General features: G+C 66.1%; 19 protein-coding genes and 3 pseudogenes. 14 read left to right on the forward strand and 8 right to left on the reverse strand.

Translation table 11 applies throughout. The features are described 5' to 3' along the window. Positions 1-107 precede the first annotated feature (107 nt). From FOS14_RS21095 to FOS14_RS21130, 8 genes and pseudogenes are all read left to right on the forward strand, one after another. The gene (locus tag FOS14_RS21095; RefSeq protein WP_143772833.1) at positions 108-1577 is read left to right on the forward strand and encodes a cation:proton antiporter; all 1470 of its coding nucleotides are present in this window, start codon (positions 108-110) and stop codon (positions 1575-1577) included. A gap of 19 nt (positions 1578-1596) precedes the next feature. After that, positions 1597-2949 carry a DUF2254 domain-containing protein gene (locus tag FOS14_RS21100; RefSeq protein WP_143772834.1) on the forward strand — a complete coding sequence of 451 codons (1353 nt, stop codon included), beginning with the start codon at positions 1597-1599 and terminating at the stop codon, positions 2947-2949. A 233-nt stretch (positions 2950-3182) separates the two neighbouring features. Beyond that, the gene (locus tag FOS14_RS21105; protein WP_255450503.1) at positions 3183-3923 is read left to right on the forward strand and encodes a GntR family transcriptional regulator; all 741 of its coding nucleotides are present in this window, start codon (positions 3183-3185) and stop codon (positions 3921-3923) included. Further along, a complete protein-coding gene (locus tag FOS14_RS21110; protein WP_143772835.1) occupies positions 3923-4150 on the forward strand; it encodes a ferredoxin family protein in 228 nt (75 codons plus the stop codon). Before FOS14_RS21105 ends, FOS14_RS21110 begins: the two co-directional genes overlap by 1 nt. Positions 4151-4165: 15 nt before the next feature. Next, positions 4166-5551 (forward strand): ABC transporter substrate-binding protein, encoded by a 1386-nt coding sequence (locus FOS14_RS21115; RefSeq protein WP_143772836.1) that lies wholly within the window; start codon positions 4166-4168, stop codon positions 5549-5551. Continuing rightward, a pseudogene (locus FOS14_RS21120) lies at positions 5548-6406 on the forward strand (ABC transporter permease). Before FOS14_RS21115 ends, FOS14_RS21120 begins: the two are co-directional and overlap by 4 nt. Then, positions 6403-7137, forward strand: a complete 735-nt coding sequence (locus FOS14_RS21125; RefSeq protein ID WP_143772837.1) for an ABC transporter ATP-binding protein — start codon at positions 6403-6405, stop codon at positions 7135-7137. Before FOS14_RS21120 ends, FOS14_RS21125 begins: the two are co-directional and overlap by 4 nt. Next, positions 7134-9824: a fumarate reductase/succinate dehydrogenase flavoprotein subunit gene (locus FOS14_RS21130; RefSeq protein WP_143772838.1), complete on the forward strand. Its 2691-nt coding sequence runs from the start codon at positions 7134-7136 to the stop codon at positions 9822-9824. Before FOS14_RS21125 ends, FOS14_RS21130 begins: the two co-directional genes overlap by 4 nt. Before the next feature lie 8 nt (positions 9825-9832). On the opposite strand, the gene FOS14_RS21135 is transcribed toward FOS14_RS21130, so the two are convergent. After that, positions 9833-11020, reverse strand: a complete 1188-nt coding sequence (locus FOS14_RS21135; RefSeq protein WP_143772839.1) for an ROK family transcriptional regulator — start codon at positions 11018-11020, stop codon at positions 9833-9835. 155 nt (positions 11021-11175) lie between these two features. Beyond that, complete coding sequence (locus FOS14_RS21140) at positions 11176-12324, reverse strand: LLM class flavin-dependent oxidoreductase (protein ID WP_143772840.1); 1149 nt, start codon at positions 12322-12324, stop codon at positions 11176-11178. A gap of 150 nt (positions 12325-12474) precedes the next feature. On the opposite strand from FOS14_RS21140, the gene FOS14_RS21145 reads away from it, so the two are divergent. Further along, positions 12475-13671 (forward strand): acyl-CoA dehydrogenase family protein, encoded by a 1197-nt coding sequence (locus FOS14_RS21145; protein WP_143772841.1) that lies wholly within the window; start codon positions 12475-12477, stop codon positions 13669-13671. A gap of 38 nt (positions 13672-13709) precedes the next feature. On the opposite strand, the gene FOS14_RS21150 is transcribed toward FOS14_RS21145, so the two are convergent. Beyond that, positions 13710-14204, reverse strand: a complete 495-nt coding sequence (locus tag FOS14_RS21150; protein WP_255450504.1) for a GAF domain-containing protein — start codon at positions 14202-14204, stop codon at positions 13710-13712. A gap of 99 nt (positions 14205-14303) precedes the next feature. Between FOS14_RS21150 and FOS14_RS21155 the strand changes: the two genes are divergently transcribed. The 5 genes and pseudogenes from FOS14_RS21155 to FOS14_RS21175 all read left to right on the forward strand — a co-directional run. Further along, positions 14304-15689 (forward strand): styrene monooxygenase/indole monooxygenase family protein, encoded by a 1386-nt coding sequence (locus FOS14_RS21155; RefSeq protein WP_143772843.1) that lies wholly within the window; start codon positions 14304-14306, stop codon positions 15687-15689. 34 nt (positions 15690-15723) lie between these two features. After that, complete coding sequence (gene sfnG / locus FOS14_RS21160) at positions 15724-16839, forward strand: dimethylsulfone monooxygenase SfnG (protein ID WP_143772844.1); 1116 nt, start codon at positions 15724-15726, stop codon at positions 16837-16839. Further along, entirely contained in the window at positions 16839-18062 is a 1224-nt protein-coding gene (locus FOS14_RS21165; RefSeq protein ID WP_143772845.1) for an SfnB family sulfur acquisition oxidoreductase, read from the forward strand. The genes sfnG and FOS14_RS21165 overlap by 1 nt, the downstream gene beginning before the upstream one ends. A gap of 18 nt (positions 18063-18080) precedes the next feature. Then, positions 18081-18566: pseudogene (locus tag FOS14_RS21170) on the forward strand (NADPH-dependent FMN reductase); the annotation flags it as partial. 124 nt (positions 18567-18690) lie between these two features. After that, positions 18691-19152: pseudogene (locus FOS14_RS21175) on the forward strand (flavin reductase family protein); the annotation flags it as partial. A gap of 589 nt (positions 19153-19741) precedes the next feature. Here the strand turns inward: FOS14_RS21175 and FOS14_RS21180 are convergent. The 5 genes from FOS14_RS21180 to FOS14_RS21200 form a co-directional block, all read right to left on the reverse strand. Beyond that, entirely contained in the window at positions 19742-20452 is a 711-nt protein-coding gene (locus tag FOS14_RS21180) for a hypothetical protein (protein ID WP_143772848.1), read from the reverse strand. A gap of 63 nt (positions 20453-20515) precedes the next feature. After that, entirely contained in the window at positions 20516-21100 is a 585-nt protein-coding gene (locus FOS14_RS21185; protein WP_143772849.1) for a hypothetical protein, read from the reverse strand. A gap of 28 nt (positions 21101-21128) precedes the next feature. Then, positions 21129-22610 (reverse strand): PepSY-associated TM helix domain-containing protein, encoded by a 1482-nt coding sequence (locus FOS14_RS21190; RefSeq protein WP_370512276.1) that lies wholly within the window; start codon positions 22608-22610, stop codon positions 21129-21131. A 126-nt stretch (positions 22611-22736) separates the two neighbouring features. Continuing rightward, positions 22737-23249, reverse strand: a complete 513-nt coding sequence (locus FOS14_RS21195; protein ID WP_143772850.1) for a hypothetical protein — start codon at positions 23247-23249, stop codon at positions 22737-22739. A 178-nt stretch (positions 23250-23427) separates the two neighbouring features. Then, complete coding sequence (locus FOS14_RS21200; protein ID WP_143772851.1) at positions 23428-23883, reverse strand: hypothetical protein; 456 nt, start codon at positions 23881-23883, stop codon at positions 23428-23430. Positions 23884-23916: the final 33 nt, after the last annotated feature.

Raw genomic sequence — 23916 nt, forward strand, 5'->3', positions numbered from 1 at the left:
CCCAGGCGACTCGCGCTGGAAAAATCGTCATATAGGGCGGTGTCGCCGGTAAAGGTGTGTTTGAGTCGATCTTGGTAAACCGCCTCACCTCCTAAGCGAGCCGCGCCGTGAACGACAGTGCCACCTACGGGCTGGTTGTGTTGTTCGCCAGCGCCGTCGGGCTCGTGGCGGTCATGGCGAACCGCCTCACCGAACGCGTCAAGATTCCGGTGCCGTTGCTGGTGCTGACCGGCGCAGCGGTGGCTTCGTACGCGTTGCCGACGTTGGAGCCGCCGCCGGAGCGCGCCGTCGAGCGGATCATCACGATTGCGCTGGTGTTGGTGCTCTTCGACGGTGGCATGCACATCGGCTGGAAAAGATTTTCCGGTGCGGCGCTGCCCATTGTGACCGTCGGTGTGCTCGGCACGTTTCTCACCGCGGCCGGAGCCGCCGCCGTACTGCATTTCGGCTGCGGCATCGACTGGTATCTGGCCGTGCTGGTTGCCACGGCGGTGGCCCCAACCGATCCCGCGGTGGTCTTCTCGGTGTTGGGTAAGCGCGAGATCACCGGCCGCAGTGGCACCATCTTGGAGGGCGAATCCGGCGCGAACGATCCCGTCGGTATTGCCCTAATGGCAAGCCTGCTCGCGGCCGGTGGGCTGAGCGCCGCCGGATTCATCGATGTCGGCGTGCAATTCATCGAGCAGATGGTGGTCGGCGCGGTGGTCGGTGTGGTCGGTGGCCGGGTGCTGCTGCTGTTCATCCGGCACGTGCCCCTGCCCAGTGAGGGTCTCTACCCGCTGCGCACGCTGGCCGCGAGCCTGATGCTGTACGGAATTGCTTCGGTGGCGCACGGATCGGGATTCCTGGCGGTGTTCATTGCCGGCATCGCGATCGGTGACGCGCGCGCTCCGTACAAGCCGGAGATCGAGCGCTTTCACGCCGCGTTGGCCGGCCTGGCGGAAATTGTTGCGTTTGCGGTGCTCGGCCTGACGATCGACCTGCACATCATCGGGCACGCCGACGTGTGGATTCCCGGGCTCGTGCTGGGTATTGCGCTGACCGTACTGGTCCGGCCGCTGGCCGTCGGTGCGTGCCTACTCGGGGTTCGGCTGCACCACAACGAGCGGGCCTTCATCCTGATCGCCGGACTCAAGGGTGCGGTGCCCATCCTGCTTGGCGAATTCTTGCGGGCTGCCCACGTGCCGCACGCAGAGCGGCTGTACGGCATAGTCATCGTCGTCGTGGCCTTTTCTGTCCTGGTGCAAGGCAGTTCGGTGCCTGCGTTGGCCGGCTTGCTGCGGTTGCCGATGCGGGTGGCCACTGTGGAACCGTGGGCGCTCGGCGTGCGCCTGCGCGACGAGCCGGAGGTGGTGCACCGGCTCACCGTCGCTGCCGGATCGCCCGCCGACGGCGCGACCGTCGAGAGTCTCGGCAACAGTGCGGGCGAAATCTGGGTGAGCATCGTCGTGCGGGCCAGCGGCCTGGTGCCGGTCCGTGCCGACACGCAATTTCGAGCCGGCGATGACGTGGTGATTTTGGCCGAACCTGAACTTTCCGAAAAGCTTGCGGAGCTTTTTCGTGGTGCCCCAAGCTGATGCGAGGCGGGAGACCGAAATGCCCAATCTAAAGACGTCCAACATAAAGATGCTGACCAGACACAAAGACGCGGTCTGGGAGTACCTGGGCGGGGCAATGTGGTTGCTGCCGGCGGTTTCGGTCGTCGTCGCGGTCGGCGCAGGTTCGGCACTGTCGCAGGTGCAGATCGATCGCGATTCGTGGCTGCACGGCCTCGTCTTCGAGGGCACGGCCGATGACGCACGGACTCTATTGATCGGCGTGGCCGGCACGGTGATCACGGTGGTCGCGTTGATGCTCGGCCTCACCGTGGTCGCGCTGCAGCTCTCCTCCACCCAGTTCTCGCCCCGCATCTTGCGAAACTTTCTGCGAGACAGGCAGAACCAGATAGTTCTCAGTGTCTTCGTCGGCACTTTCGCGTACGCGATGGCGGGCTTGTACACGGTCGGTGTCTCGGCGGGACAGCGCACGGACGACTACCCACGGCTTGCCGTCTCCGGGGCGGTGGTGCTGTTGTTCGCGAGCCTGGGCGCGCTGGTGTACGAGGTGCACCACATTTCGCACTCCATGCAGGTGGACGAGATCATGCGCAAAGTCGAACGCGGCACGCTCGCCGTCATCCGGGGCCTGCCACGCGACGTGCCGGAGTCATCGCCGGTGATCGATACAGACTCGATCGCTGTCGCGTCGACGCACTCCGGCTACATCCAAGTGGTGCATCCGGAATACGTCACGACCTCGATTGCGGGACTGCGCGTCAGCATCGACCGGTGGGTGGGCGATCACGTCACCGCTGGTGAGCGACTCGCGCGAGTCTGGTCCAGCGACGGGACGCCGATTGACTTGGCCCGGCTCACGTCATCGATCGTCGAGGACGTGGTGCGGATCGGGTTCGAGCGAACACTGGAACAAGACGCCGCATTCGGTGTGCGCCAGTTGGTGGACATCGCTTCGAAGGCGCTGTCACCAGCGGTGAACGACCCCTACACCGCCGTCCAAGCGATCGATCACCTGGCGGTAGTTTTGGCGGAACTGGGCCGAACGCCGCTGGGTCCCTACGCTGTTCACTCGAACGGCGGACAGGTGATTGTTGCCGCGGCTGGATTTGCCGACTATTTGGAGTTGGCGACCGCACAGATTCGCCGCTACGGCGCCACCGAGCCGATCGTCGGGCTGGCCCAAATCAGAATGCTCGACGCCACTGCGACCTCATGCACGGTCGACCGCCCGTCCCGGCTGGCGGCGATTTGTCGGCAGTTGGACGCGATCATCGAGCAATCCAGCCTGTGCCCCGGCCGCGCCGCCGACTACGAGCAGGTGCGCGATGCCGGCGCGGCGCTGCGTCGGCAACTGCTGGCGGAGGGACTCGACGAATCCGTGCAACTGTCCTGATCCAGCCGACCCACCTTATGGACGAGTTCGAATCATCGTGATCGAAATTCCGCGCCAGCAGTGTCTGCTGGCGTATTGAGGTTGCCAAACTCGTCTTTTGCCAGGTCGTTGCCCCACCGGCACTGGCGGAATCGGCGCCGGCCCGGTTTGCCGCTCGTCACGGTAGCGCGGGCGCACCCCCAATCTCCGTTACGTTGCTATCTCACCAGGTCAGCGACATCGGAAGGGGCACCGTGGACGCCACGCAGCTACGCCAACCCCGCGCCGACCAGGCCCGCCGGGTCGCCGATGTGCTGCGGCGCCAACTGCACTCCTACGCCCAGGTGCTGCCGACGGAGCAGCAACTGGCAGCCGAGTTCGCGGTGTCGCGCAACAGTGTCCGGGAGGCGCTGGCCCTGCTCAGGGACGAGGGCCTGATCGAGCGCGGACGGAAGGTTGGCACCCGGATCACGCAGCCCAAGTTCGAGCACGGGCTCGACGTTCTGCTCGGGCTGCGGGAAACGCTCAAGGGGCACGGGGACGTTCGCAACGAGGTTCGGGTCGCGCAGTTGATCACCCCGCCACCGGCGGTCGCGCGCCGGTTGCAGCTGCGCGCGAGTGAACGCGCCGTGTACGTCGAACGGCTGCGTTACCTCGGGGATTTGCCGTTGAGCCTGGATTTGACGTACCTGGCGCCCGACATCGGCCTCGAGGTCATAGCCCGAGACCTCGAGCACAACGACGTGTTCGCGCTGATCGAATCTGTCAGCGGCGACCACCTGGAATCGGCCGACCTTGCGCTGGAAGCGATTACGGCCGATGCGCACTCCGCGGCGACGTTGCAAGTCCCGGAAGGGGCACCGCTGCTTTTTCTGGAGCGACTCACCCGATTGAGCGGTGAGCGGCCGGTGGACCTCGAGTACATCCGGATGCGCGGCGACCGAATCACCATGCGCGGCAGTCTTGTCCGAACACCAAGTGAGGAGCAGAGCTGATGGCACTGGTCAACCAGCGGGTCGATGTCCCAGTGACGATCGACGAATCGCTGTGCATCTCCGGTTGCACATTATGCGTGGAGATCTGCCCGCTCGATTCACTGGCGATCAACCCGGACAACGGCAAAGCCTTCATGCACACCGACGAGTGCTGGTACTGCGGGCCGTGTGCGGCGCGCTGTCCCACCGGCGCAGTCACCGTCAACATGCCATACCTGCTTCGCTGAACCATAAGGACCGCAATGAGATCCCGTGCCACCCCATTCGCCGCTGCCGCGCTGTCATTGTCACTGCTGGCGGCGGGCTGCTCGCTCGATCGCGCTGACAACGCCGGCGACACCGTGCAGGTAGTCATCGGCTACCAGTCCAAGACCATCAACACCGTCAGTGCGGGGACCTTGCTGCGCGCCAAGGGCTTCCTCGAACAGCGGCTGCAAAAAATCACCGACGGGGGCGGTGCCAAGTATCACGTCGAGTGGCAGGACTACGACACCGGCGCACCCATAACAGCGCAGATGGTTGCGGAAAAAATCGACATCGGATCGATGGGCGATTACCCGTTGTTGATCAACGGCTCGCGTACCCAGGCGAACGAGGGATCCACGACGGAGTTCGTCTCGGTCACCGGGTACAACCCGAAGGGCGCGCTCAACATGGTTGTGGTGCGATCGGATTCGACAGCCACCACCTTGCGGGATCTGGCCGGTAAAAAGGTTTCGGCGAGCGTGGGCTCAGCCGGGCACGGCACCCTCGTACAGGCGTTGAGTAGAGCCGGAATCGATCCCCAGACCGGCGTTGAGGTGCTCAACCAGCAACCGCAGATCGGCGCCTCGGCACTGGAATCCGGCCAAGTCAGCGCGCTGTCCCAGTTCGTCGCATGGCCCGGGCTGTTGGTATACCAGAACAAAGCCAAGCTCCTCTATGACGGCGCAGAATTGAATGTGCCCACCTTCCACGGCGTGGTGGCGCGGCGCGATTACGCGAATAAGCACCCGGAGGTGCTCGACGCCTTCCTGCAGGCGCAGATCGATGCGACAGATTTCCTGCACGGCAAGCCGCTCGAGGCCGCCGACGTGGTTGCCAAGGATTCGGGCCTGCCGGCGGAGGTCGTCTACCTGTACAACGGCCCCGGCGGCACGTCGTTCGACCCGACGCTGAAACCCAGTCTGATCGCGGCTTTCAAAGGCGATGTGCAATACCTGAAGTCGATAGGCAACTTCGCCGACCTTGACATCGATAAGTTCGTCGACGATCAGCCGCTGCGAAAAGTCTTCAGCGAACGCGGCAGCGACTATGCCCGCGCGTTGGCCGATCAGGCGAACGAGACGGTGGGCAGCGGAACGGAACTGTGGCTCGACGGGCAGGATCACACGCTGCCGCAGGCTTCCAGCACAGATTTGTTGAGAGCCGTGAAAGCGGCGCGCGCCCAAGGCAAGTCGGTGCGTGCCGCCTACATCATCGACGCCGAGCTAGGCACCCGGTGGTTCGCCGACAAGTCGGTCTGGGTCCGCGATGGAGCGAATTACCTGCCCTTCACCACTTCGCCTGCAGCGCAGCGGTATCTGCACGCCCACCCAGGCGCGACCACGGTCTCCTACGAGCAGGCGATCACCGAGGTGCGGCAATGACGGCAACGCTGACCACTCTCGAATCCACTGTCCGGCCGCTCGCCGTCGCCGATCCGCCGGTACCGAGACCGTCTCGCCGCTGGCGATCGCGCACCATCCGCATCGGTTCCGTGCTTGCTGCCGTCACAGCCTGGCAGTTGTTGACGGCCAACGATGTACGGCTGTGGCTTCGATTCGACACCTTGCCGACCGTCACCGAAATCGCCGCGGCCCTGCGCCGCCAACTCGGCACCGACGTGTACTGGCTCGACCTCGGGCAATCGCTGATTCGGATCCTCACCGGATTCGGGCTGGCGGCCGTGATCGGGGTCGCCATGGGCGTGGCTCTGGCACGTTCGAACCTCTTCGCGGATGTGATTGGACCGCTGACCGAACTGGCCCGCCCGATCCCCGCCATCGCCGTCGTCCCAGTGGCGATCTTGTTGTTCCCCCGTGACGAGGCGGGCATCGTGTTCATCACATTCCTCGCGGCGTTCTTTCCCATCATGGTCAGCACCCGGCACGCGGTGCGGGCACTGCCGACGATCTGGGAGGACTCGGTGCGCACGCTCGGTGGCAACCGCTGGGACGTCCTGGTGCGAGTGGGTGTTGCCGGGCAGCCTGCCCGGAGTCTTCGGCGGACTGTCGGTCGGCATCGGTGTGGCGTGGATCTGCGTGATCTCCGCTGAAATGATCTCCGGTCGCCTCGGCGTCGGCTACCGGACTTGGCAGGCGTACACGATCGTCGACTATCCGGGGGTTTTCGTCGGCATCATCACCATCGGCGTGTTGGGTTTCGCCACGTCGGCCGCGGTCGAACTGCTCGGCCGCAGGGTCACTCGGTGGTTGCCGCGGGCGCAGGAAGGAATTCGATGACAACGGCCATCTCCGCGGCCACCGGCCTGCGTGTGGACAACGTAACCCTTTCCTACACCGGCGAACCCGTCATCGACAGGCTGTCGCTGGACATCCGGCCCGGCGAGATTCTGGTGCTGACCGGGCCGTCCGGCTGCGGTAAGTCGACGGTGTTGCGCGCGCTCGCGGGGCTGCTGCGGCCGCAGAGCGGCCGCATTCTCGCCGACGGCACGCCGGTCACCACCACCTCGCGCGACCGCGCGGTGGTGTTTCAGGACAACGCGTTGCTGCCCTGGCGCACCGTGCGTGGCAACATCGAATTGGCACTGAAGTTGCGCGGCGAACCAAGGACCCATCGCCGAGCACTCGCCGAGCGATGGATCGAAGAGATCGGTCTCAGCGGATTCGCGGACTACCTGCCCAAGAGCCTTTCCGGCGGCATGCGTCAGCGCGTGCAACTCGCTCGCGGACTCGCCGGGGCACCCCGCGCGGTGATGATGGACGAGCCCTTCGGTGCGCTCGACACCCAAACGCGCGCAACGATGCAACGGTTGCTGATCGACACCTGGCGCACCCACCCGACCACCATCGTCTTCGTCACCCACGACGTCGATGAGGCCTTGCTGCTCGGTGACCGGGTGGCGGTGCTCGGAAAGTCCGGCCAGCGACTGCGATTGCTGCTCGACATTCCAGAGCCACGCGAGCCCGCAGACCGGCGAGCGTTGCGCGAGCAGATCGTGGCGGCGCTATGAACACCGGACCCGAATTACCCATCCCCGCCATCGAAGACGCCGTGCGCATGGACTGCGACGTGCTGGTGATCGGCGGCGGCACCGCCGGAACCATGGCCGCGCTCACCGCCGCGGAGCACGGTGCCAACGTGCTGTTGCTGGAGAAGGCACATGTTCGGCATTCGGGCGCGCTGGCGATGGGCATGGACGGCGTGAACAACGCTGTGATCCCTGGCAAGGCGGAGGCCGAGGACTACGTCGCGGAGATCACGCGGGCCAACGACGGAATTGTCAACCAGCGAACGGTATACCAGACGGCGACCCGCGGATTCGTTATGGTGCAACGGCTCGAGCGCTATGGCGTGAAGTTCGAAAAGGATTCCTACGGCGAGTATGCCGTTCGGCGCGTCCACCGCTCCGGCTCCTACGTACTGCCGATGCCCGAAGGCAAGGACATCAAGAAGGCGCTGTACCGCGTCCTGCGGCAACGCAAGATGCGCGAACGGATCCGGATCGAGAACCGGTTGATGCCGGTTCGGGTGCTCACTGCACAGGGGCGGGCCGTCGGTGCCGCGGCATTGCACACCCGCACCGGCGAGTTCGTCGCGGTGGGAGCCAAGGCGGTGATCCTGGCGACCGGACCGTGCGGACGGCTGGGTCTGCCCGCCTCCGGGTATTTGTATGGGACGTACGAGAATCCGACGAATGCCGGTGACGGTTATTCGATGGCCTATCACGCCGGCGCCGAACTCAGCGGAATCGAATGCTTCCAGATCAACCCGCTGATCAAGGATTACAACGGACCGGCCTGTGCGTACGTGGCCAACCCGTTCGGCGGTTACCAGGTCAATGCCCGAGGTGAGCGGTTCGTCGACTCCGACTACTGGTCTGGCCAGATGATGGCCGAGGTGAAGCAGGAGATCGAATCCGCGCGCGGGCCGATCTACCTGAAGGTGTCGCACCTGCCGCCGGAAACACTCGACACCCTCGCGGGAATTCTGCACACGACCGAGCGGCCCACCCGGGAGACGTTTCATGCCAACCGTGGCCACGATTACGCTACGCACGACATCGAGATGCACATCTCCGAAATCGGCCTGTGCAGCGGCCATTCGGCGTCGGGGGTGTGGGTGGACGAAAATGCCCGGACCACCGTTGCGGGCCTGTACGCCGCCGGCGACCTCGCCTGCGTGCCGCACAACTACATGATCGGTGCGTTCGTCTACGGCGATCTGGCCGGTTCGCACGCCGCCTCGACGCTCGCGGATATTCCTGGACCACAAGAGCTTCCGGCCGACCAACTGCGCGACGCGCACGAGTTGATCTACCGTCCGCTGCGCAACCCGGACGGACCGCCACAGCCGCAGGTCGAGTACAAACTGCGACGCTTCGTCAATGACTATGTCGCACCGCCGAAGACGGCGAACAAGCTCAGCATCGCGGTGGAAACCTTCGAGCGGATGCGTGACGAGGTCGCCGGTATGGGGGCCAGGACGGCCCACGAGCTGATGCGCTGCGCTGAGGTGTCGTTCATTCGCGACTGTGCCGAGATGGCCGCTCGATCGTCGTTGACCCGGACCGAGTCGCGGTGGGGTCTTTATCACGAACGTGCCGATCTTCCGCAGCGCGACGATGCGCAGTGGCGGTATCACCTGAACCTGCGTAAGCGAGCCGACGGGGAGATGGAGTTCATCAAGCGCCCCGTGGCACCGTATTTCGTTCCGGTGGCCGGCCTGGAGGATCTGCCGCCCGCCGACCAGCAATCGACGGTGATCGAGCAACCGCCGCTGCTGAGCCAGCGGGCTCCCGCCGAAGCGCCTGACCGCCAGCCAGCGACCGTGACGCCCGCACCGGCGCCGGAGATCGTGGCGTTGCTGACGCTCGATTCCCCATCTGTGCAGCAACTTTCGCCGTATCTGTCCGACCCGGACGAACGGGTTAGGGTGGCGGCCATTTCCACGCTCACCGAAAACACGCCGCCGGGTTTCGTGCAAGCGCTGTTGGACCGCTTGCACGACGACGCGTCGACCGTTCGCAATGCCGCCGCCGGAGGGCTGCGGGAACTGATCGAAGTGCTGCCGAGCACCGATGGCTTCGCTGATCACCTGGATTCCGCCGATCCCGTGGTGCGGGCGGCGATGATCCATCTCTTACGGGCACGGCGCGGCGGAACAGCACGCCAGTTTCGGTCGGCGTTGCGCGATCCCGACCACAGGGTCCGCATCGAGGCCGTGCAGGCGTTGGTGGCGCTGGATGACTGGCAGACGATTGCCGCCGCCGAGCGCGATGACAACCGCGAGGTCCGCATCAGCGTCGCGGACGGGCTTGCCACGGTCGCATTGGGTGGCGTCGAGACTGTGCGGCTCCTGACGGCCGACCCCGATCCGCTCGTACGTGCGGCGGCATTGCGTGCCTTTGCGAGCCTGCGCGCGTCGACGGAAGACGCTGCGACGCTGGTAGGCGCGCTGCATGATTCAGCGTGGCAGGTGCGCCAGGGCGCGGCGCAGGGTCTGGCCGGCGCAGCGCCCGAGGTCGCGGTGGCCGCCCTGGCGGAGGCGTTGCGCGATCCGCACCTCGACGTTCGTAAGGCCGCGGTGCTCACTCTTGCCAGCTGGCCCGACGACGGATCTGCTTCGGACGCATTGAAATTCGCGCTAGATGATGCCGACGCCGATGTCCGGGCGTACGCGCGGCGGGCCCTCGGCTGAACGCTGGCTCACCACCGCCGACTCGCCGCCAGCGGGTCGGCGCGGATGGCGCTCAACGAGGTGACCGTCGCGGCGAAATCCTGCACCCGGTTACCAAATCGGCTCATCACCACGGTTGTTCCGAACTGTGACTGCAAAGCGTGGCCTTGCGCGCGCAGATATTGATGTGCCACCGGGTCGGCGGTGAACGTTTGGCCACCGAGGATGATGTGGTCGGGATTGAACACGTCGCGCAGGATGGTCAGCGCTTCCGCGAGCAACTGTGCGCGGTTGACCAACAATTCGTGCGCGCTGTGGTTGCTGCTCAACCGGTAGAGGCGCTCGATATCGGACGGATCGACCGAGCGAGTGACCAGCCCGGCTTCGACCGCGCGGCGCAGCACCGAGGCGTCACTAGCGGAAACCTCCAGGCACCCTTTGCGTCCGCATTCACACGGCTGGCCTGACCCGGTGGGGAAGTGGGCAATAGACAGTGGCCCGTTGCTGGGCGAGTACACCTTGCCGTCGACCACCAGTGCCAGTCCGACGGTTTGGCGGGAGTAGAAGTACAGGGTGCTCGACGTGGTGCCGACGTGCCGAGTGGCCGGACGGGAACCGAAGAGCAGTTCCGCGGCGGCCATCGCCTCGACGTGCGCGGCGACGGTGACCGGAACATTCAACGCCTGGCCGAGCACGGCCCCGACGGGCGCGGCCTGCCACCCGAGTCGGGGATGGTCTACCTCACCTCTCGTCGGCTCGATCCGCCCACCGGTGGCGACTCCCGCCCACACCAATGTGCGCCGGGAAAACCGGCGTAGAAACTGTGCGGCGCTGACCGCGATGGTCTCCAGCGCAACCCGCTGGGCGGACTTCGGCGTGACCAGCTCAGCGCCGCCAAGAATCTGCCCGCGCAGGTCGGTGGCCAGGATCCGGGTTTTGCTGGCGCCGATGTGGATGCCGACCGTGACGAAGCGGCTCTGGTTGACCTCGAAGGGAATTCGTGGCCGACCAACGGCGCCTGGCACGGTCAGATCGGCACGTTCCCGCAGCAGGCCGGCGTCCAGGAGCGCGGCGACCGCGCGATTCACGGTCGCCGCGCTCAGCCCGGTGGCCGCCGATACGACGTCGCGGGTGGTAGGGCTCGACGCCGAGGCGGCGCGCAAGACAACCGCTGCGGGATTGTCGGCAAGAAAGAACCGGGCCGGCACGGTACCCATTCAGTCGTCCCGCGGTTGCCGAACGCCGGCGTGCGCCGGCGGAGCTGGTGTGGTGATGGCGGGCATCGACACACGGTACGACACGTGCGGCAGGTGACTGGCGGTGAGCGGCTGCGATCGATCGGGGCATGGACGGTGCCGATTGTCCAGGCCGATCAACTGCTCGCAGCGGCGGCAAACGGAGTGCCGACGGCCCGCGTGACCTGGTCCCGGTTCGGGTGCCGCCACAGCCGACGGCGTTCGAGAATGGGCAGCACGCCTTCACCGAACCAGTACGCCTCTTCCAGGTGCGGATAGCCCGACAAGATGAAGTGGGTGATGCCTAGCTGTGCGTATTCGACCAGCCGGGCGGCGACCTCTTCGTGGGAACCGACCAGTGCGGTGCCCGCGCCGCCGCGGACCAGCCCGATCCCGGCCCACAGATTCGGTGCGATCTCGAGCCGCTCCGGGCTCCCGCCGTGCAACTCGAGCATTCGCCGCTGGCCCTCCGACTCACTGCGCGCCAGGTTGGCCTGCACCCGCTCGATGTCGGCGCCGTCCACCCCGGCAAGCAACCGGTCCGCGACGGCCCAGGCCTCTTCGGCGGTGTCACGGGTGATGACATGAATCCGCAAGCCGTACTGCAGGATGCGGCCGTTGTCCACCGCTAGACGGCGGATCCACTCGAGCTTCTTGCCCACCGCACGCACCGGTTCGCCCCACGTGAGATAGGTATCGGCGTATCGCGCGGCAACCGGCCCGGCGGGTGCCGACGAACCGCCGAAAAAGATCGGCGGGGCCGGATCGGGCCGGTTGTCGAGCAGTGCCTGCTGGAGGCGGATGTGGTTGCCCTCGAACGTGATCGGCTCACGCGATCGCCACAGTTCACGCACGACGTGGAGGAATTCCCCGGTACGGGCGTATCGCTGCTCCTTGTCGAGGTAGTCGCCGTAGGCCTGCTGCTCGTGTGGTTCCCCGCCGGTGACGACGTTGAGCAGCAGACGTCCCGCCGAGTGGCGCTGGAAGGTAGCCGCCATCTGGGCGGCCAGGGTGGGGCTGATCAGGCCGGGACGAAACGCGACCAGGAATTTCAGCGTTTCGGTGGTGTCGACCATCATCGCCGTCGTGAGCCACGCGTCTTCGCACCACAGTCCCGTCGGCGTCAGCACCGCCTCGAATCCATTGTCCTCCGCGGCCGCGCCGATCTGGTTCAGGTAACGCAACGTCGCGGGACGGTCACCGGACATCGGTGTGCCGTGACCGCCGGCGACCAGGCCGCGGGAGTCACCGTAGGTGGGCAGGAACCAGTGAAACGACAGGGTCATCGGCGCTTTCCTTCGACGGGTCGGGGAACCTCTGATGGTGCCTGCCGCGTCGTCATCCGTCACGGGTTGAAATCTGGCTGGTTCTAATTGATTCGAATCGTGCTGCGTCAAACCCGTGCTCGAATAACGCGATTCGGTGATCCTCGGGTGATGACCACAACGTCCACTACCGTGACCGATGCTCAACTCGACGCCGTATTCGTACCGATCTTCGACCGGATCGCCGCGGGTGCGGTCGATCGTGAGACCGACCGCCGGCTGGCGCACGAACAGGTGGGCTGGTTGCGGGAGGCCAAGTTCGGAGCGCTGCGGGTGCCAGCCGAGTTCGGTGGGTACGGCGCCAGCGTGCGCCAGCTGTTCCGCCTGCTCATCGACCTCGCCGCTGCCGACTCCAATCTCCCACAGGCATTACGGGTGCATTTCGTCTTCGTCGAGGATCAGTTGTTGGCGAATCCGGGTTCCGACCGCTGGCTGCGCGAAGTCGCGGACGGGGCGCTCGTCGGCAACGCCATCACCGAGCCGGGCATCGGAGCGGTCGATCGTTACCAGACGCGTCTGACCCGCGCGGGTGATGGTTGGCAGCTCGACGGCACCAAGTACTACAGCACCGGTTCGTTGTATTCGGACTACATCGTGGCCGCGGCGGATCGCGATGGGGAGCGCGTCGGCGTGCTCGTCGATGCCCGCGCGGAAGGCATTCGCCAGCATGATGACTGGGATGGTTTCGGCCAACGCCTCACCGCCAGCGGAACTACTGAGTTCGACCGGGTGGTCGTGACGGAGGACCGGATTCTGGGGCCCGGCTACGGGACTGCCGGGCCCACCTATTCGACGGCATACCTGCAGCTTGTGCAGCTCGCCGTGCTGGCCGGGATCGCCGCACGCGCGCAACGCGACGCCCGCGATTGGGTCGCCGCCCGCACCCGCAGCTACACCCATGCCGCTGCGGACCTGCCTCGCCATGACCCGTTGGTGCAGCAGGTGATCGGCCGGTTGTCCAGTGCTGCCTTCACCGCCCGCGCCGCCGTCCTCGCCGTTGCGGACGTGCTGGACCACGTTCTGGCCCACGGCGCTGCCGATCAGGCGGAACTCGCCGCGACTGAGCTCGCGGCCGCCCAGGCCCAGCTCGGGGTCATCGACGCTGTGCTGCCGGCGACCAGCCTGCTGTTCGAGGTCGGCGGCGCCTCGATCGTGTCGGAACGGCTTCGGCTGGACCGGCATTGGCGAAATGCACGCACGGTCTCCGTGCACAACCCGGCCATTTACAAGGCGCGGGCAATCGGCGATCACCTGCTCAATGGCACCGAGTTGCCCTTCGCGTGGAGTGCGGGCGAGCGAAAGGCGTAACCGCCAGGCGGCGGACCGTGCGTGAGCAGGTCCGCCGCTCAGGCGTGTTCGAGGGAAGCGATGAATACCGCGGCGATGTCTTCCAGACCACGCTGGTCGATGGCATCGAACCGCTCCGGCCGCGGGCTGTCCAGGTCCAGCACCCCAACCAGCGTGCCGTCGTTACGTGCCAGCGGCACAACTACTTCCGAACGGCTGTCCGCGTCGCACGCGATGTGGCCGTCGAAGGCATGCACATCGGCGATGAGCTGTGTTGTGCGACTGGCGGCGGCTGTTCCGCAGACCCCCTTGCCGAGTGCTATGCGCACGCAGGCAGGTTTGCCCTGAAACGGCCCGAGGACGAGTTCCCGGCCATCATAGAAATAGAACCCGGCCCAATTCACTTCGGGCAAACCGTCATACAGCAACGCCGCGATATTGGCGGCGTTGGCGACGCGATCCTTCTCCGCTGCGACAAGAGCTTTCACCTGTGCGGTCAATTCCGCGTAGTTCGCGCTAGGCGATCCTGCCGGATCATTAGCATGGCTCGACACGCCGGAATCGTACAGGCGACGGCAACTGCTCAGCGACCCTTTGATTCTCGGTGATTTCATCCCTGGCCTGCCGCCTGGCTCGCCATAAGAATTCGCCGCATGACATCACAACCTTCACCGTCGCGTTCCGTCCGTTCGGCCGCGATCATCGGCGCCGGCCAGACCGGGGCGACCGCCGCACTCGGCTTGCTCGATGCGGGATTCGACGTCACCGTTTACAGCGACCGGGAGCAGCGCAGCCTGCGTGACGACGTCCCCGCGACCGGGACGGCACTCGAGTTCGGCGAGGCGCAACAGGCCGAGGCCGCCCTCGGCCTCGACTCGTTCACCGCCCGGGCGCCACGGCACACCGGCCTCAGCGTCCGGGTCGCGGGACCCGGTGGCGCGGAACTCATCGACTTCGACGGAAACTTCGACGGTTACGTTGGTGTGGCGGTCGACACTCGGCTCAAGGCCGACGAACGCCTCACGGCCTTCCAGGAGCGTGGTGGCGAGTTCGTGGTCGAACCGGTGACACCGGACAGTCTCGACCGGATCGCCGCCGCGCACGATCTGACGCTGGTCGCCACCGGACGCGGGGGCCTGTCGGAGCTGTTTGCGATCGACACCAGCCGCACCGTGTACGACGCGCCGCAGCGTTCACTGCTCACGGTCACGGTCACGGGACTCGATTTCGACAGGAGCGTCTTCGCGCACCGCAGCCCCGCCGGTGGTGGACACAGTGGCTTCTCGATTCTCGCCGAGCAGGGCGAGGCGTGGTGGGGGCCGTACCTGCACAAGGACGCCGGACCGAGCTGGGCGTTCCTCGGCTGGGCCAGGCCGGGCAGCGAATGGGAGAAGCGGTTCGCCGCAGCTGATTCCGCCGAGTCGGCGCACCGAATCGTCGTCGACCTGTACCGCGACTACATCGACTGGGACCTGCCGGAAGTGCTGGCCACCCGGGTGATCGCCGAAGACCCACATTCCTGGCTCAAAGGCGCGGTGCGGCCGGTCGTCCGCGCGGGGCTCGGCCACACCGCCAGTGGGCACACGGTGGCCTCGCTCGGCGACACCTCGGTGGCCTACGACCCCATCGCCGGGCAGGGTGCCCAAAGCGGCATCATCCAAGCGCAGCGTCTGGTCGCCGCGGCCGCAGCGCATGAGGGCCCCTTCGACGACGCCTGGATTACCCGGCAGTACGCGGATTTCCTGGCCGCACGCTCCGACGCCGCAGCCAAGGTCACCCGGCTGTTCCTCAGCGATCCGGAGTTCGCCGACATCGGCGGCGCTCTATTTGCGGCAGCCGGGGCCGATTCGCGGTTTGCCTCCGCGCTCGTCGGTCTATTGCACCGGCCGCAACCGTTCCTGGGCATCGACTCGGTCGAGGCCGCACATGCATTCATCGCCGATGTCACCGGCGAGTCGGCCAGCGCGGTGCTCGGACGCTTCCAGCCGGCGGGCACGTTCAGCAGGTCTGTCTACCGCGGGCCACTTGTCCGCGTGTAGCAACAGGTATCTCGACGACAACCAACGGAGCACCATGACCACCGAAAGAATCACCGACCGAACGCAATTCGCCTACTGGGTCCCCAACGTCAGCGGGGGACTGGTCACGAGCGACATCGAGCAGCGCACCAGCTGGGACTTCGAGTACAACAAGAAGCTGGCCCAAACCGCCGAACGCAACGGCTTCGACTACGCCCTGTCCCAGGTTCGCTACACCGCCTCCTACGGGGCCGAATATCAGCACGAGTCAACATCGTTCAGCCTCGCACTCCTCGCCGCCACCGAGCGGTTGAAGGTGATCGCCGCGGTGCACCCCGGTTTGTGGCACCCGGCCGTGCTGGCCAAGTTCGGTGCAACAGCCGATCACCTGTCCAACGGCCGGTTCGCGATCAACGTCGTATCCGGCTGGTTTGCCGGGGAATTCACCGCCCTGGGCGAACCGTGGCTCGAACACGACGAGCGCTACCGGCGCAGCGCCGAATTCCTCGAAGTGATCCGCAAAATCTGGACCGAGGACAACGTCAACTACGGCGGCGACTTCTACCGGATTCGCGACTTTACCCTCAAACCCAAGCCGCTCAACACGCCCCAGCGCCCGAATCCCGAGCTGTTTCAAGGCGGCAACTCCACCGCGGCCCGGCGCAACGGTGGCCGCTACGCCGATTGGTATTTCTCCAACGGCAAGGACTTCGACGGCGTCATCGAGCAGTTGGACGACGTTCGGGAGGTTGCCCGTGAGCACGGGCGGGAAGTCAAGTTCGGTCTGAACGGCTTTATCATCGCCCGCGACACCGAGAAGGAGGCGCACGACACCCTGCGCGAGATCATCGATAAGGCCAACCGCCCTGCGGTCGAAGGCTTCCGGTCGGCCGTGCAGCAGGCCGGCGCGTCCACCCGCGACCGCAAGGGAATGTGGGCGGACTCCACGTTCGAGGATCTGGTGCAATACAACGACGGGTTCCGGACCAAGCTGATCGGGACTCCCGAGCAGGTGGCCGAACGGATCGTCGCCTACCGGCAGTTGGGGGTCGACCTGATCCTCGGGGGCTTTCTGCACTTCCAGGAGGAGATCGAGTACTTCGGTGCCAAGGTGCTGCCGCTGGTTCGGGAACTGGAGGCGGCCACCGAACGCGTGCCGGTCGCGGGCTGATGACAACAGTCGAAACGCGTCGGGTCACCTCGGCGGGGCAGGCAGCGTCGGTCGCACAACGGCTCGCAGCCGAGTTCGCGACCGGCGCTGCTGCCCGGGACGCTCGTCGCGAGTTGCCGTTCCGGGAGATCGAGCAACTGTCCGCCAGCGGTCTGCTCGCGATCACAGTGCCCGCCGCCTACGGCGGTGCCGGGTTACCGGCCACCGCGGTAGCGGAGGTCGTGCGCATCCTCGCCGCCGCCGACCCCAACATCGCCCAAATCCCGCACAGCCACTTCGTGTACCTGAACTTGTTGCGGTTGGCGGGAACCCGAGACCAGCAGCGCCGGTACTTCAGTGCGGTGCTCGACGGCGCGCGCATCGCCAACGCGCAATCGGAGCGCACCGGTGCAACGATCGCAGAGATCGCAACAACGGTTCGGCCGGTCGGCGGCCGGTTCCGAGTCGAGGGCACCAAGTACTACTGCACCGGATCGCTGTTCGCCGATGTGCTCGCCGTTCTCACCCGGCTCGACGATGCTGCGGGCGTCAGCGGATTGCCCGACGGCGAGTACATCGTCTTCCTGCCCGCCGACTCGCCAGGCGTGCGAATTATCGATGACTGGAACGGCATCGGGCAGCGCACCACTGGAAGTGGGACTGTCGTCTTCTCCGGTGTCACGGTGGGTCGCGAACAACTCGTCGCCCGGGCTCCGGCGACATTCGCCGCGACCGGCTACGGCGCCTATGCACAGTTGCTGCATGCCGCAATCGACGCCGGTATCGCACGGGGCGCGCTGAGCGCGGCGACCAAATTCGTCCGCACGCACAGCAGACCGTGGTTCGAGGCCGGAGTTTCCCGCGCGGTCGACGACCCACTCCTCGTTCAGCGCGTCGGCGAGCTGGCTGTCACGGTGACCGTGGCGGAGGCGACGCTGCATGCTGCGGCTCTCGCGGTAGACACAGTGCTGGCCGCAAGCGAACACGAGCGCGGCGAGCATGCCGCCGACGCTTCGCTGGCCGTAGCGGCCGCCAAGATCACCGCGGACCGGGCAGCCAACGAGGTGTCGAGCGCGCTCTTCGAGGTGAGCGGAACGCGGAGTGCCGCAGCGGATCTGAACTTGCATCACTTCTGGCGCAACGCCCGCACACACACCCTGCACGACCCGATTCGATGGAAGTACCAGCACATCGGGCGTGCGCTGCTGCACGATACGCCGCCGCCCCTGCATGGCGTCATTTAACCGGTGGAGGAGCTTGCCATGGATGTGGCAGTGGTCGTCGGCAATCCCAAACCTGCCTCGCGAACGTTGGCGGCGGCGGCGCTCGTGGCGCGCAGACTGCGGCCCGATGTTGTCCCGACGGTCATCGACCTGGTCACCTACGGAACGCGACTGCTCGGTTCCGGCGATCCGTCGGTGGCGCACGCCGTCCGCACCGTCGCCGCGAGCGAACTGGCCGTATTCGCCAGTCCGACCTTCAAGGCGACTTACACGGGCCTACTCAAGTTGTTCCTCGAGCAGTTCGATGCCGACACCGGATTGGCCGGCGTCGTCGCGGTACCCGTGATGCTGGGCGCCGGACCCACCCACGCGCTCGCCCCGGATCTGCTGCTGAAGCCGGTGCTCGCCGAGCTGGGCGCCACCTGCGCGCTGCCGGGACTTTACCTGTCGGACAAGCGGTTCCATGAAGACGGCGCCATCGACCGGTACGCGGCACGCTGGCGCGACACCGTTGCGGCGCTCACCGCTGCCCGCCCTGCACCAGCGGGTCCGCCGCAGCCCCACATCGGAAGCGGGGGTCCCCTGCTGCATGCTGACGTAAGTAGCGGGCCCCCGCTTCCGCTGCAACGGGACGGAGCAGAGGTGTCCAATGGCTGACCCGGCAACCCTTCGCACCGTATTCGCACAGTTCCCGGCAGGCGTCGTCGCGGTCTGCGCCCTGGTCGACAGCGAACCGCGCGGCCTTGCGGTCAGCACCTTCACGCCCGTCTCGCTCGAGCCCGCGCTCGTGTCGATTTGCGTGCAGAACACCTCGTCGACCTGGCCAGTGTTGCGCACGGCGAACCGAATCGGGCTGAGCCTGTTGGGCTCGGGTCAGGAAGACGCGGCGCGCGCCCTGTCGGCCCGGCGGGCAGACCGGTTCGCGCAAATGTCCCTCACCCGGCGCGGCAGCGCGATTTTTGTCGACGGCGGCGCCGCGTGGATCGAGGCGTCGCTCGACGGCGAGGTTCTCGCGGGCGATCACACGGTGGCCGTGCTCCGCATTCACGGCCTCGGCAAGCGCGTCGATGTCAATCCGCTTGTGTTTCATGACAGCCGGTTCCGTGCACTCGAATCGGAGAACGGATCAGGCAGGCGGCAGCATGTTTGCGCGGCTGCACACGACCGGCCACCACAGCACGCCGAGAACGACGATGCCGGCCCACGCCAGGATGAGACCGGCGCCCGGGTGAGCGATTCGCGCCGCCTGCGTGTTCTGTGACCACAGCGCCAGGAAGCCGAGCACGGCGGTAACTGAGATTCCGAACAGGGTGGTACAGGCGACCGCCCACCGTCGCGTCAGCAATACCGTCACTGATCCGATGATTCCGAAAAGGGTTGCCAGCACGACGAACATCCGTGCAATTGCATGAATGTCATGTGGTTCTACGGCCATCGGATGCGCCAGCACGGCCCACACCGGGGTACACGAGCACGCGGGCAGCAGCAACGAAACAATCACTGCAACAACGGCGGCGGCAACCACCACGATGCGCCGGCGAGTGAGCGTCACCTCGTTGGCAACGCGTGCGGCGATCGCCGCCAGATCGCTGTGAAATGCCTCGAACGGGTCTGCATTCATGCGAGTCCCATCGTGGAGTAGTGACGACGCGCGGTGTGGTGCGATGCTGCCACACCACACCGCGCGCCCAAGAGTCGGCTCAGATGTGGCCCTGCGAGTGCAGTGTGTTGTACATCTGCACACCGCTGGCGACGCCCACGGGAACGCCGAGGATGAGTCCGCCCAGCACGCCGCCGAGACCCGCTCCGGTGGCCGCGCCCACGACGCAGCCCAGGCCGGCGATCAGTGGGTCGATCGGGCCGGTGACGATACCGGTAAGACCGAAGGTGACCGCGCCGAGAGGGCAACCGGCGACCAGGCCGATTCCACTGCCGGCCATGGTGCCGACGGTGGCGGCCAGACCGAATTGGGTCGACGCGACCGACAACGCGTCATTGAAATCCGACGTCGCATCGACGTGGTGGATCGGTAACCCAGGGGCATTGGCCGCAGCCGGGCGCGTGGGGGCCGCGGGGGAGGTGGCCGCAGTGGGCTTGGCCGCGTTCGGCCAAGTAGCGGGGTCGGATTGCAGCGTCAGCGGGTTTCCGGCGACGAGATGGCTTTGGTTGTCGAGAACCTGGAATTGGGCGCCGCGGGTGGTCAGCGTTCCGAAGACCGTCTGGATCAGCGCGGAGTTGTCGGCAGTGTCGCCGGTGTAGTGCACGCCGGGCGCGACGTCGGTGCTGATCGAGGTGGACACGGCCGCTGGTGTCGGTGCCGGATTGCCTTGGGCCGCTGCCGTTCCGGCTGGGACGGAGATTGTGACGGCCAGCGCAGCGGAGACGATGGCGGCACGGTTGAGCGTATTCATGGTGAGTTCATCCTTGAGGTAGCAATAGTGAGTAATGGGGTAGGCGGATGGTTGCGCCGATAGTCAGAAGTGGGCCTTACGCCGTGACCGGGCGGCGCCGCCGGCCAGAATCTGGGTGCGAGCGTCAACCGGAGGACCGCGCCATCGCACAGCCGCGACCAGACATTGCCGCGCGAGCCCCGCGGCCGCGGTGTCCGCGGACACCACGACGGTTGCTGCGGCTTCCTGCGGCAACACCAGCGGGATGACCGAGCGCCAAAACGCTTGTGCAGCAGTGGTAATCGGTCCGTACAGTCTGGTCGCAGCGGCGAGCAGGAGTGCGCACGCCACCGTGGCAACGGTGTGACTGACAAGCATCTGCCCGCTCATCGCGGGCATCATCGCCGATGGCTCGACCGTTTGCATTCCAAAGTGCACCAGCACCTGGCCGCCGCCCAGGATCGCGACCAACCGCAACGTGGCGGGTGACACGCTGCGCGCCACGGCGGCAACGACACACGCGACAACGACAGCGATGGCAGCAATCGGCGAGGAGATCATTTCCCTGCCGCAGCCGACGCTGTGCGCGGCGAGGCCGAGCACACCCGTCAGCACACCCGCGGCTGCGGCAGATAACCGCAACGGGTGAGCCGACTCTGATGTGATCACGTCGTTACCTTAGGCTAACCTTCCCCGACTAATTCGGGCGGCTCGGCGTATCCGCGGCGAGCGTCTGCTTGGCGTGACGGAACCGCTGCCACGCCGCCGCAATCATGTCGACAGCCAGAAACCCGGCCAGCGGTATGCCCAGCCACGGCACGAACCAGCCGATGGCCACGGCGGCCACGCCGACGGCCGCTGCCGCGACAGGGCCGACGCGGCGCAAACCGCCCCGCAGTGGTGGTCGGCCCAGCGCCCACGCGGTTCCCCGCGTTGGTCTGCGTCGCCACCACAACAGGTAGCCGCGAGCGATCACGCTGACGAGTCCCACAACGACGCCCAGCAGCGCGATCTGGTTGGCAAGGCCGAACAGGATGCCCATGTGCAGGGCGATGGCGAGCGTGGTCAATTGCGCCGGAAGCGGCCACGCGGAGAACGGCAGGGTGTCGGTGACCGTGCCCGTGGCGCCGTCGATCGCAATGGCGTCGGGGCTGAACATCCACGGCTGCCTGGTTTGGGTGACCGTATAGGCAACCCCTGGCCGGTCCGGAACCGTCACCTCCACCGCGCCGGTGACGCCATGCTCGCGCGCAACGGAAAGGACCGAGTCGATGGCACTCGCATCGACCGCGGGGGTGGGGCCGCCCGGGTGATGACCGCCGTCATGGCCTTCGTGCCCCGAAATCTGGGCCGGAGTCGTTCCGATCGTCGTGTTGATTGTCGGCGTTTGCCACCCCAGGGCTGCCCGAAGATCGGTCACGTGCTGGCCGGCAAGCGCGGACCAGGTCAGTCCGGTCGCCGACAGAAACAGCAGCACGACGCTGATCCACAAACCCACCACGCCGTGCCAGTTCAGCGTCCGTTCCCGTCCCGCGCTCCTGCGGTCCAAGGTCGCGAAACGAGCGGGCGCAACTGAGCGCCGGCGCCGGCGGTAACGCCGAAACCACAGGTAGAGCCCGCCCAACGTGACGACCCACAGCCACGATGCCGCGATCTCGCTGTAGGCGCGGCCGGCCTCACCCAGATGCAGGTCGCGGTGCAGGTGGTCGAGCCACGTCCGGAGCGGGAGTGCGCCCGCGCTTCCGTACACCGGAAGATCTCCGATCGGTGTGGCCGTGTACGGGTTGACGAAGACAGCCAGGCGCGTGGAGTCAGGAAGTGACGGGTCATCGAACAACACTCGGGTGGTGTCTGTCGGGCCCGGTGCCGGTCGAACGGCGGCGACGGTCAGGTCCGGGCGTTGTCGTTCGGCCACCGCGACCTGTTCGGCGACGGCATGCTGTTTGCCGGATGGATTGACGTGTAAATAGTCGTGATACACAACGCTTTCGAGCGTCGGCGCTACTGCATAGAGGCCGCCGGTGATTGCCGCGACGAGGATGAACGGCGCGACAAGTATCCCGGCATAGAAATGCAGTCGCAGTACTAGCGGTCGCCACGTTCGGGTCTCTTTCAGCGAGCGTGGCGGCGATTGATCGTTGGGTTCGATAGGCGAGTCAAGGGTTTTCGATGTTGTCAACGGACAGGCTCCGAATGCGATGGTGGGGTCCGGCCACGCGCGCACGGCAGTACCGCCCGATAAAGTGTTCGGGCACAGCAGAATTGCCGAAGCTAGGTGGCTCGGATGAGGAAGAGGGCTGGTTGATCAGCAGTGCGCGGGCGGGCCGCGCCTGGCCAGCCCGGGACCGACCCACAGTTGCTTGGGCGCCCAGACGTTTTCGATGACCACCGTGGAATTCGCCGGTTCGACCGGCGGTCGGCTCACTCGGGTGGCCGCAGCGAGGGTGCTGGACGCCACGACGTACAACTGTTCGGCCAGTCGAATGCCCGCTGCGGCAGCGAGGGTCGCGATTGCGTGCGCGGCCAGCATCGTCGGCGTCAAACTAGTGCTGTGCCCGATCGAAAAGGCCGTCAATGCACCATGGCCGACAATTTGTCCGGCGACCAGCAGCGCGACCACCACGCCGACGCTGGCGCGAGCGCGCAGGGAGCCGATCATCCAACCGAGCCCGACGCAGCTACAGAGCAATACGGCCGCAGAACTATGGCAGGGGAGTTCGCCACCCGCGGCCGTGTGCGCCGCGAGGCTCAGCACCCCAGATGTCGCGGCCACGGATGCACCACGCAGCGGCGCGATCACATCCCCGTGGTCCGGCATAGCCGGTCATACTACGGGAATCGGACATCTCGCCTATCTGGCCCGTGATCACCCTTCCGAGCCGTGATCATGAGGAAATCTCATCAACCGCGGAGTTGCGACTAACGATTTGCTCATGATCACCGGGGGCGGGGGAGAAGGGCAGGGAGGGCCGGAGGCTAGCCGTAGCCCCTGAGTGTCAGCGGTCGAAGATGTCGTTGACGATGTCGTCGCCGATACCGAATCCCGCGCCGGTCATGATCGCTTGACCGAAGCCGCTACCAAGGAATCGGTGCAGCGCCCCGCCGCCCTGCGGGTAGGCCTGGGACTGGTACTGCGGCGCGGCATACGAAGCGGGCTGTTGGTATACCGGCTGCTGGTAGGCAGGCTGCTGGAACTGTTGTTGCGGCGCGAACGACTGGACGTGGTTGTCTACCAAGGCGTGAATGGCCTGTAGCAACGAATTTGCGCTGGATTCCTCGTCGCGAATCGCGATGGCGATCTCTTTCAGATCGAGCTGCCATTCCCGGGCATTCTGATCTCCTGCCGCGGCGGCAGCGGAGAGCTTGCCGGCGAGTGCCTGCACGAGTCCGGCCGTCTGTTGGGCCTGCTGCTGCAACTGCGCGTATTGACGGTCAACGGTCTGTTCGTCCATCCGACGGCTCCCTCGGAGTAGCGGTAATCCGGC

This window comes from Skermania sp. ID1734 (assembly GCF_007489285.1).
In the GTDB taxonomy this organism is placed as follows: domain Bacteria; phylum Actinomycetota; class Actinomycetes; order Mycobacteriales; family Mycobacteriaceae; genus ID1734.

What these genes read in the sequence shown, in the direction of transcription:
- FOS14_RS21100 (WP_143772834.1), top strand. Translation starts at nt 1,597, where the DNA reads ATGCCCAATCTAAAGACGTCCAACATAAAGATGCTGACCAGACACAAA.
- FOS14_RS21110 (WP_143772835.1), top strand. Translation starts at nt 3,923, where the DNA reads ATGGCACTGGTCAACCAGCGGGTCGATGTCCCAGTGACGATCGACGAA.
- FOS14_RS21115 (WP_143772836.1), top strand. Translation starts at nt 4,166, where the DNA reads ATGAGATCCCGTGCCACCCCATTCGCCGCTGCCGCGCTGTCATTGTCA.
- FOS14_RS21125 (WP_143772837.1), top strand. Translation starts at nt 6,403, where the DNA reads ATGACAACGGCCATCTCCGCGGCCACCGGCCTGCGTGTGGACAACGTA.
- FOS14_RS21130 (WP_143772838.1), top strand. Translation starts at nt 7,134, where the DNA reads ATGAACACCGGACCCGAATTACCCATCCCCGCCATCGAAGACGCCGTG.
- FOS14_RS21135 (WP_143772839.1), bottom strand. Translation starts at nt 11,020, where the DNA reads ATGGGTACCGTGCCGGCCCGGTTCTTTCTTGCCGACAATCCCGCAGCG.
- FOS14_RS21140 (WP_143772840.1), bottom strand. Translation starts at nt 12,324, where the DNA reads ATGACCCTGTCGTTTCACTGGTTCCTGCCCACCTACGGTGACTCCCGC.
- FOS14_RS21145 (WP_143772841.1), top strand. Translation starts at nt 12,475, where the DNA reads ATGACCACAACGTCCACTACCGTGACCGATGCTCAACTCGACGCCGTA.
- FOS14_RS21155 (WP_143772843.1), top strand. Translation starts at nt 14,304, where the DNA reads ATGACATCACAACCTTCACCGTCGCGTTCCGTCCGTTCGGCCGCGATC.
- sfnG (WP_143772844.1), top strand. Translation starts at nt 15,724, where the DNA reads ATGACCACCGAAAGAATCACCGACCGAACGCAATTCGCCTACTGGGTC.
- FOS14_RS21165 (WP_143772845.1), top strand. Translation starts at nt 16,839, where the DNA reads ATGACAACAGTCGAAACGCGTCGGGTCACCTCGGCGGGGCAGGCAGCG.
- FOS14_RS21180 (WP_143772848.1), bottom strand. Translation starts at nt 20,452, where the DNA reads ATGAATACGCTCAACCGTGCCGCCATCGTCTCCGCTGCGCTGGCCGTC.
- FOS14_RS21195 (WP_143772850.1), bottom strand. Translation starts at nt 23,249, where the DNA reads ATGCCGGACCACGGGGATGTGATCGCGCCGCTGCGTGGTGCATCCGTG.
- FOS14_RS21200 (WP_143772851.1), bottom strand. Translation starts at nt 23,883, where the DNA reads ATGGACGAACAGACCGTTGACCGTCAATACGCGCAGTTGCAGCAGCAG.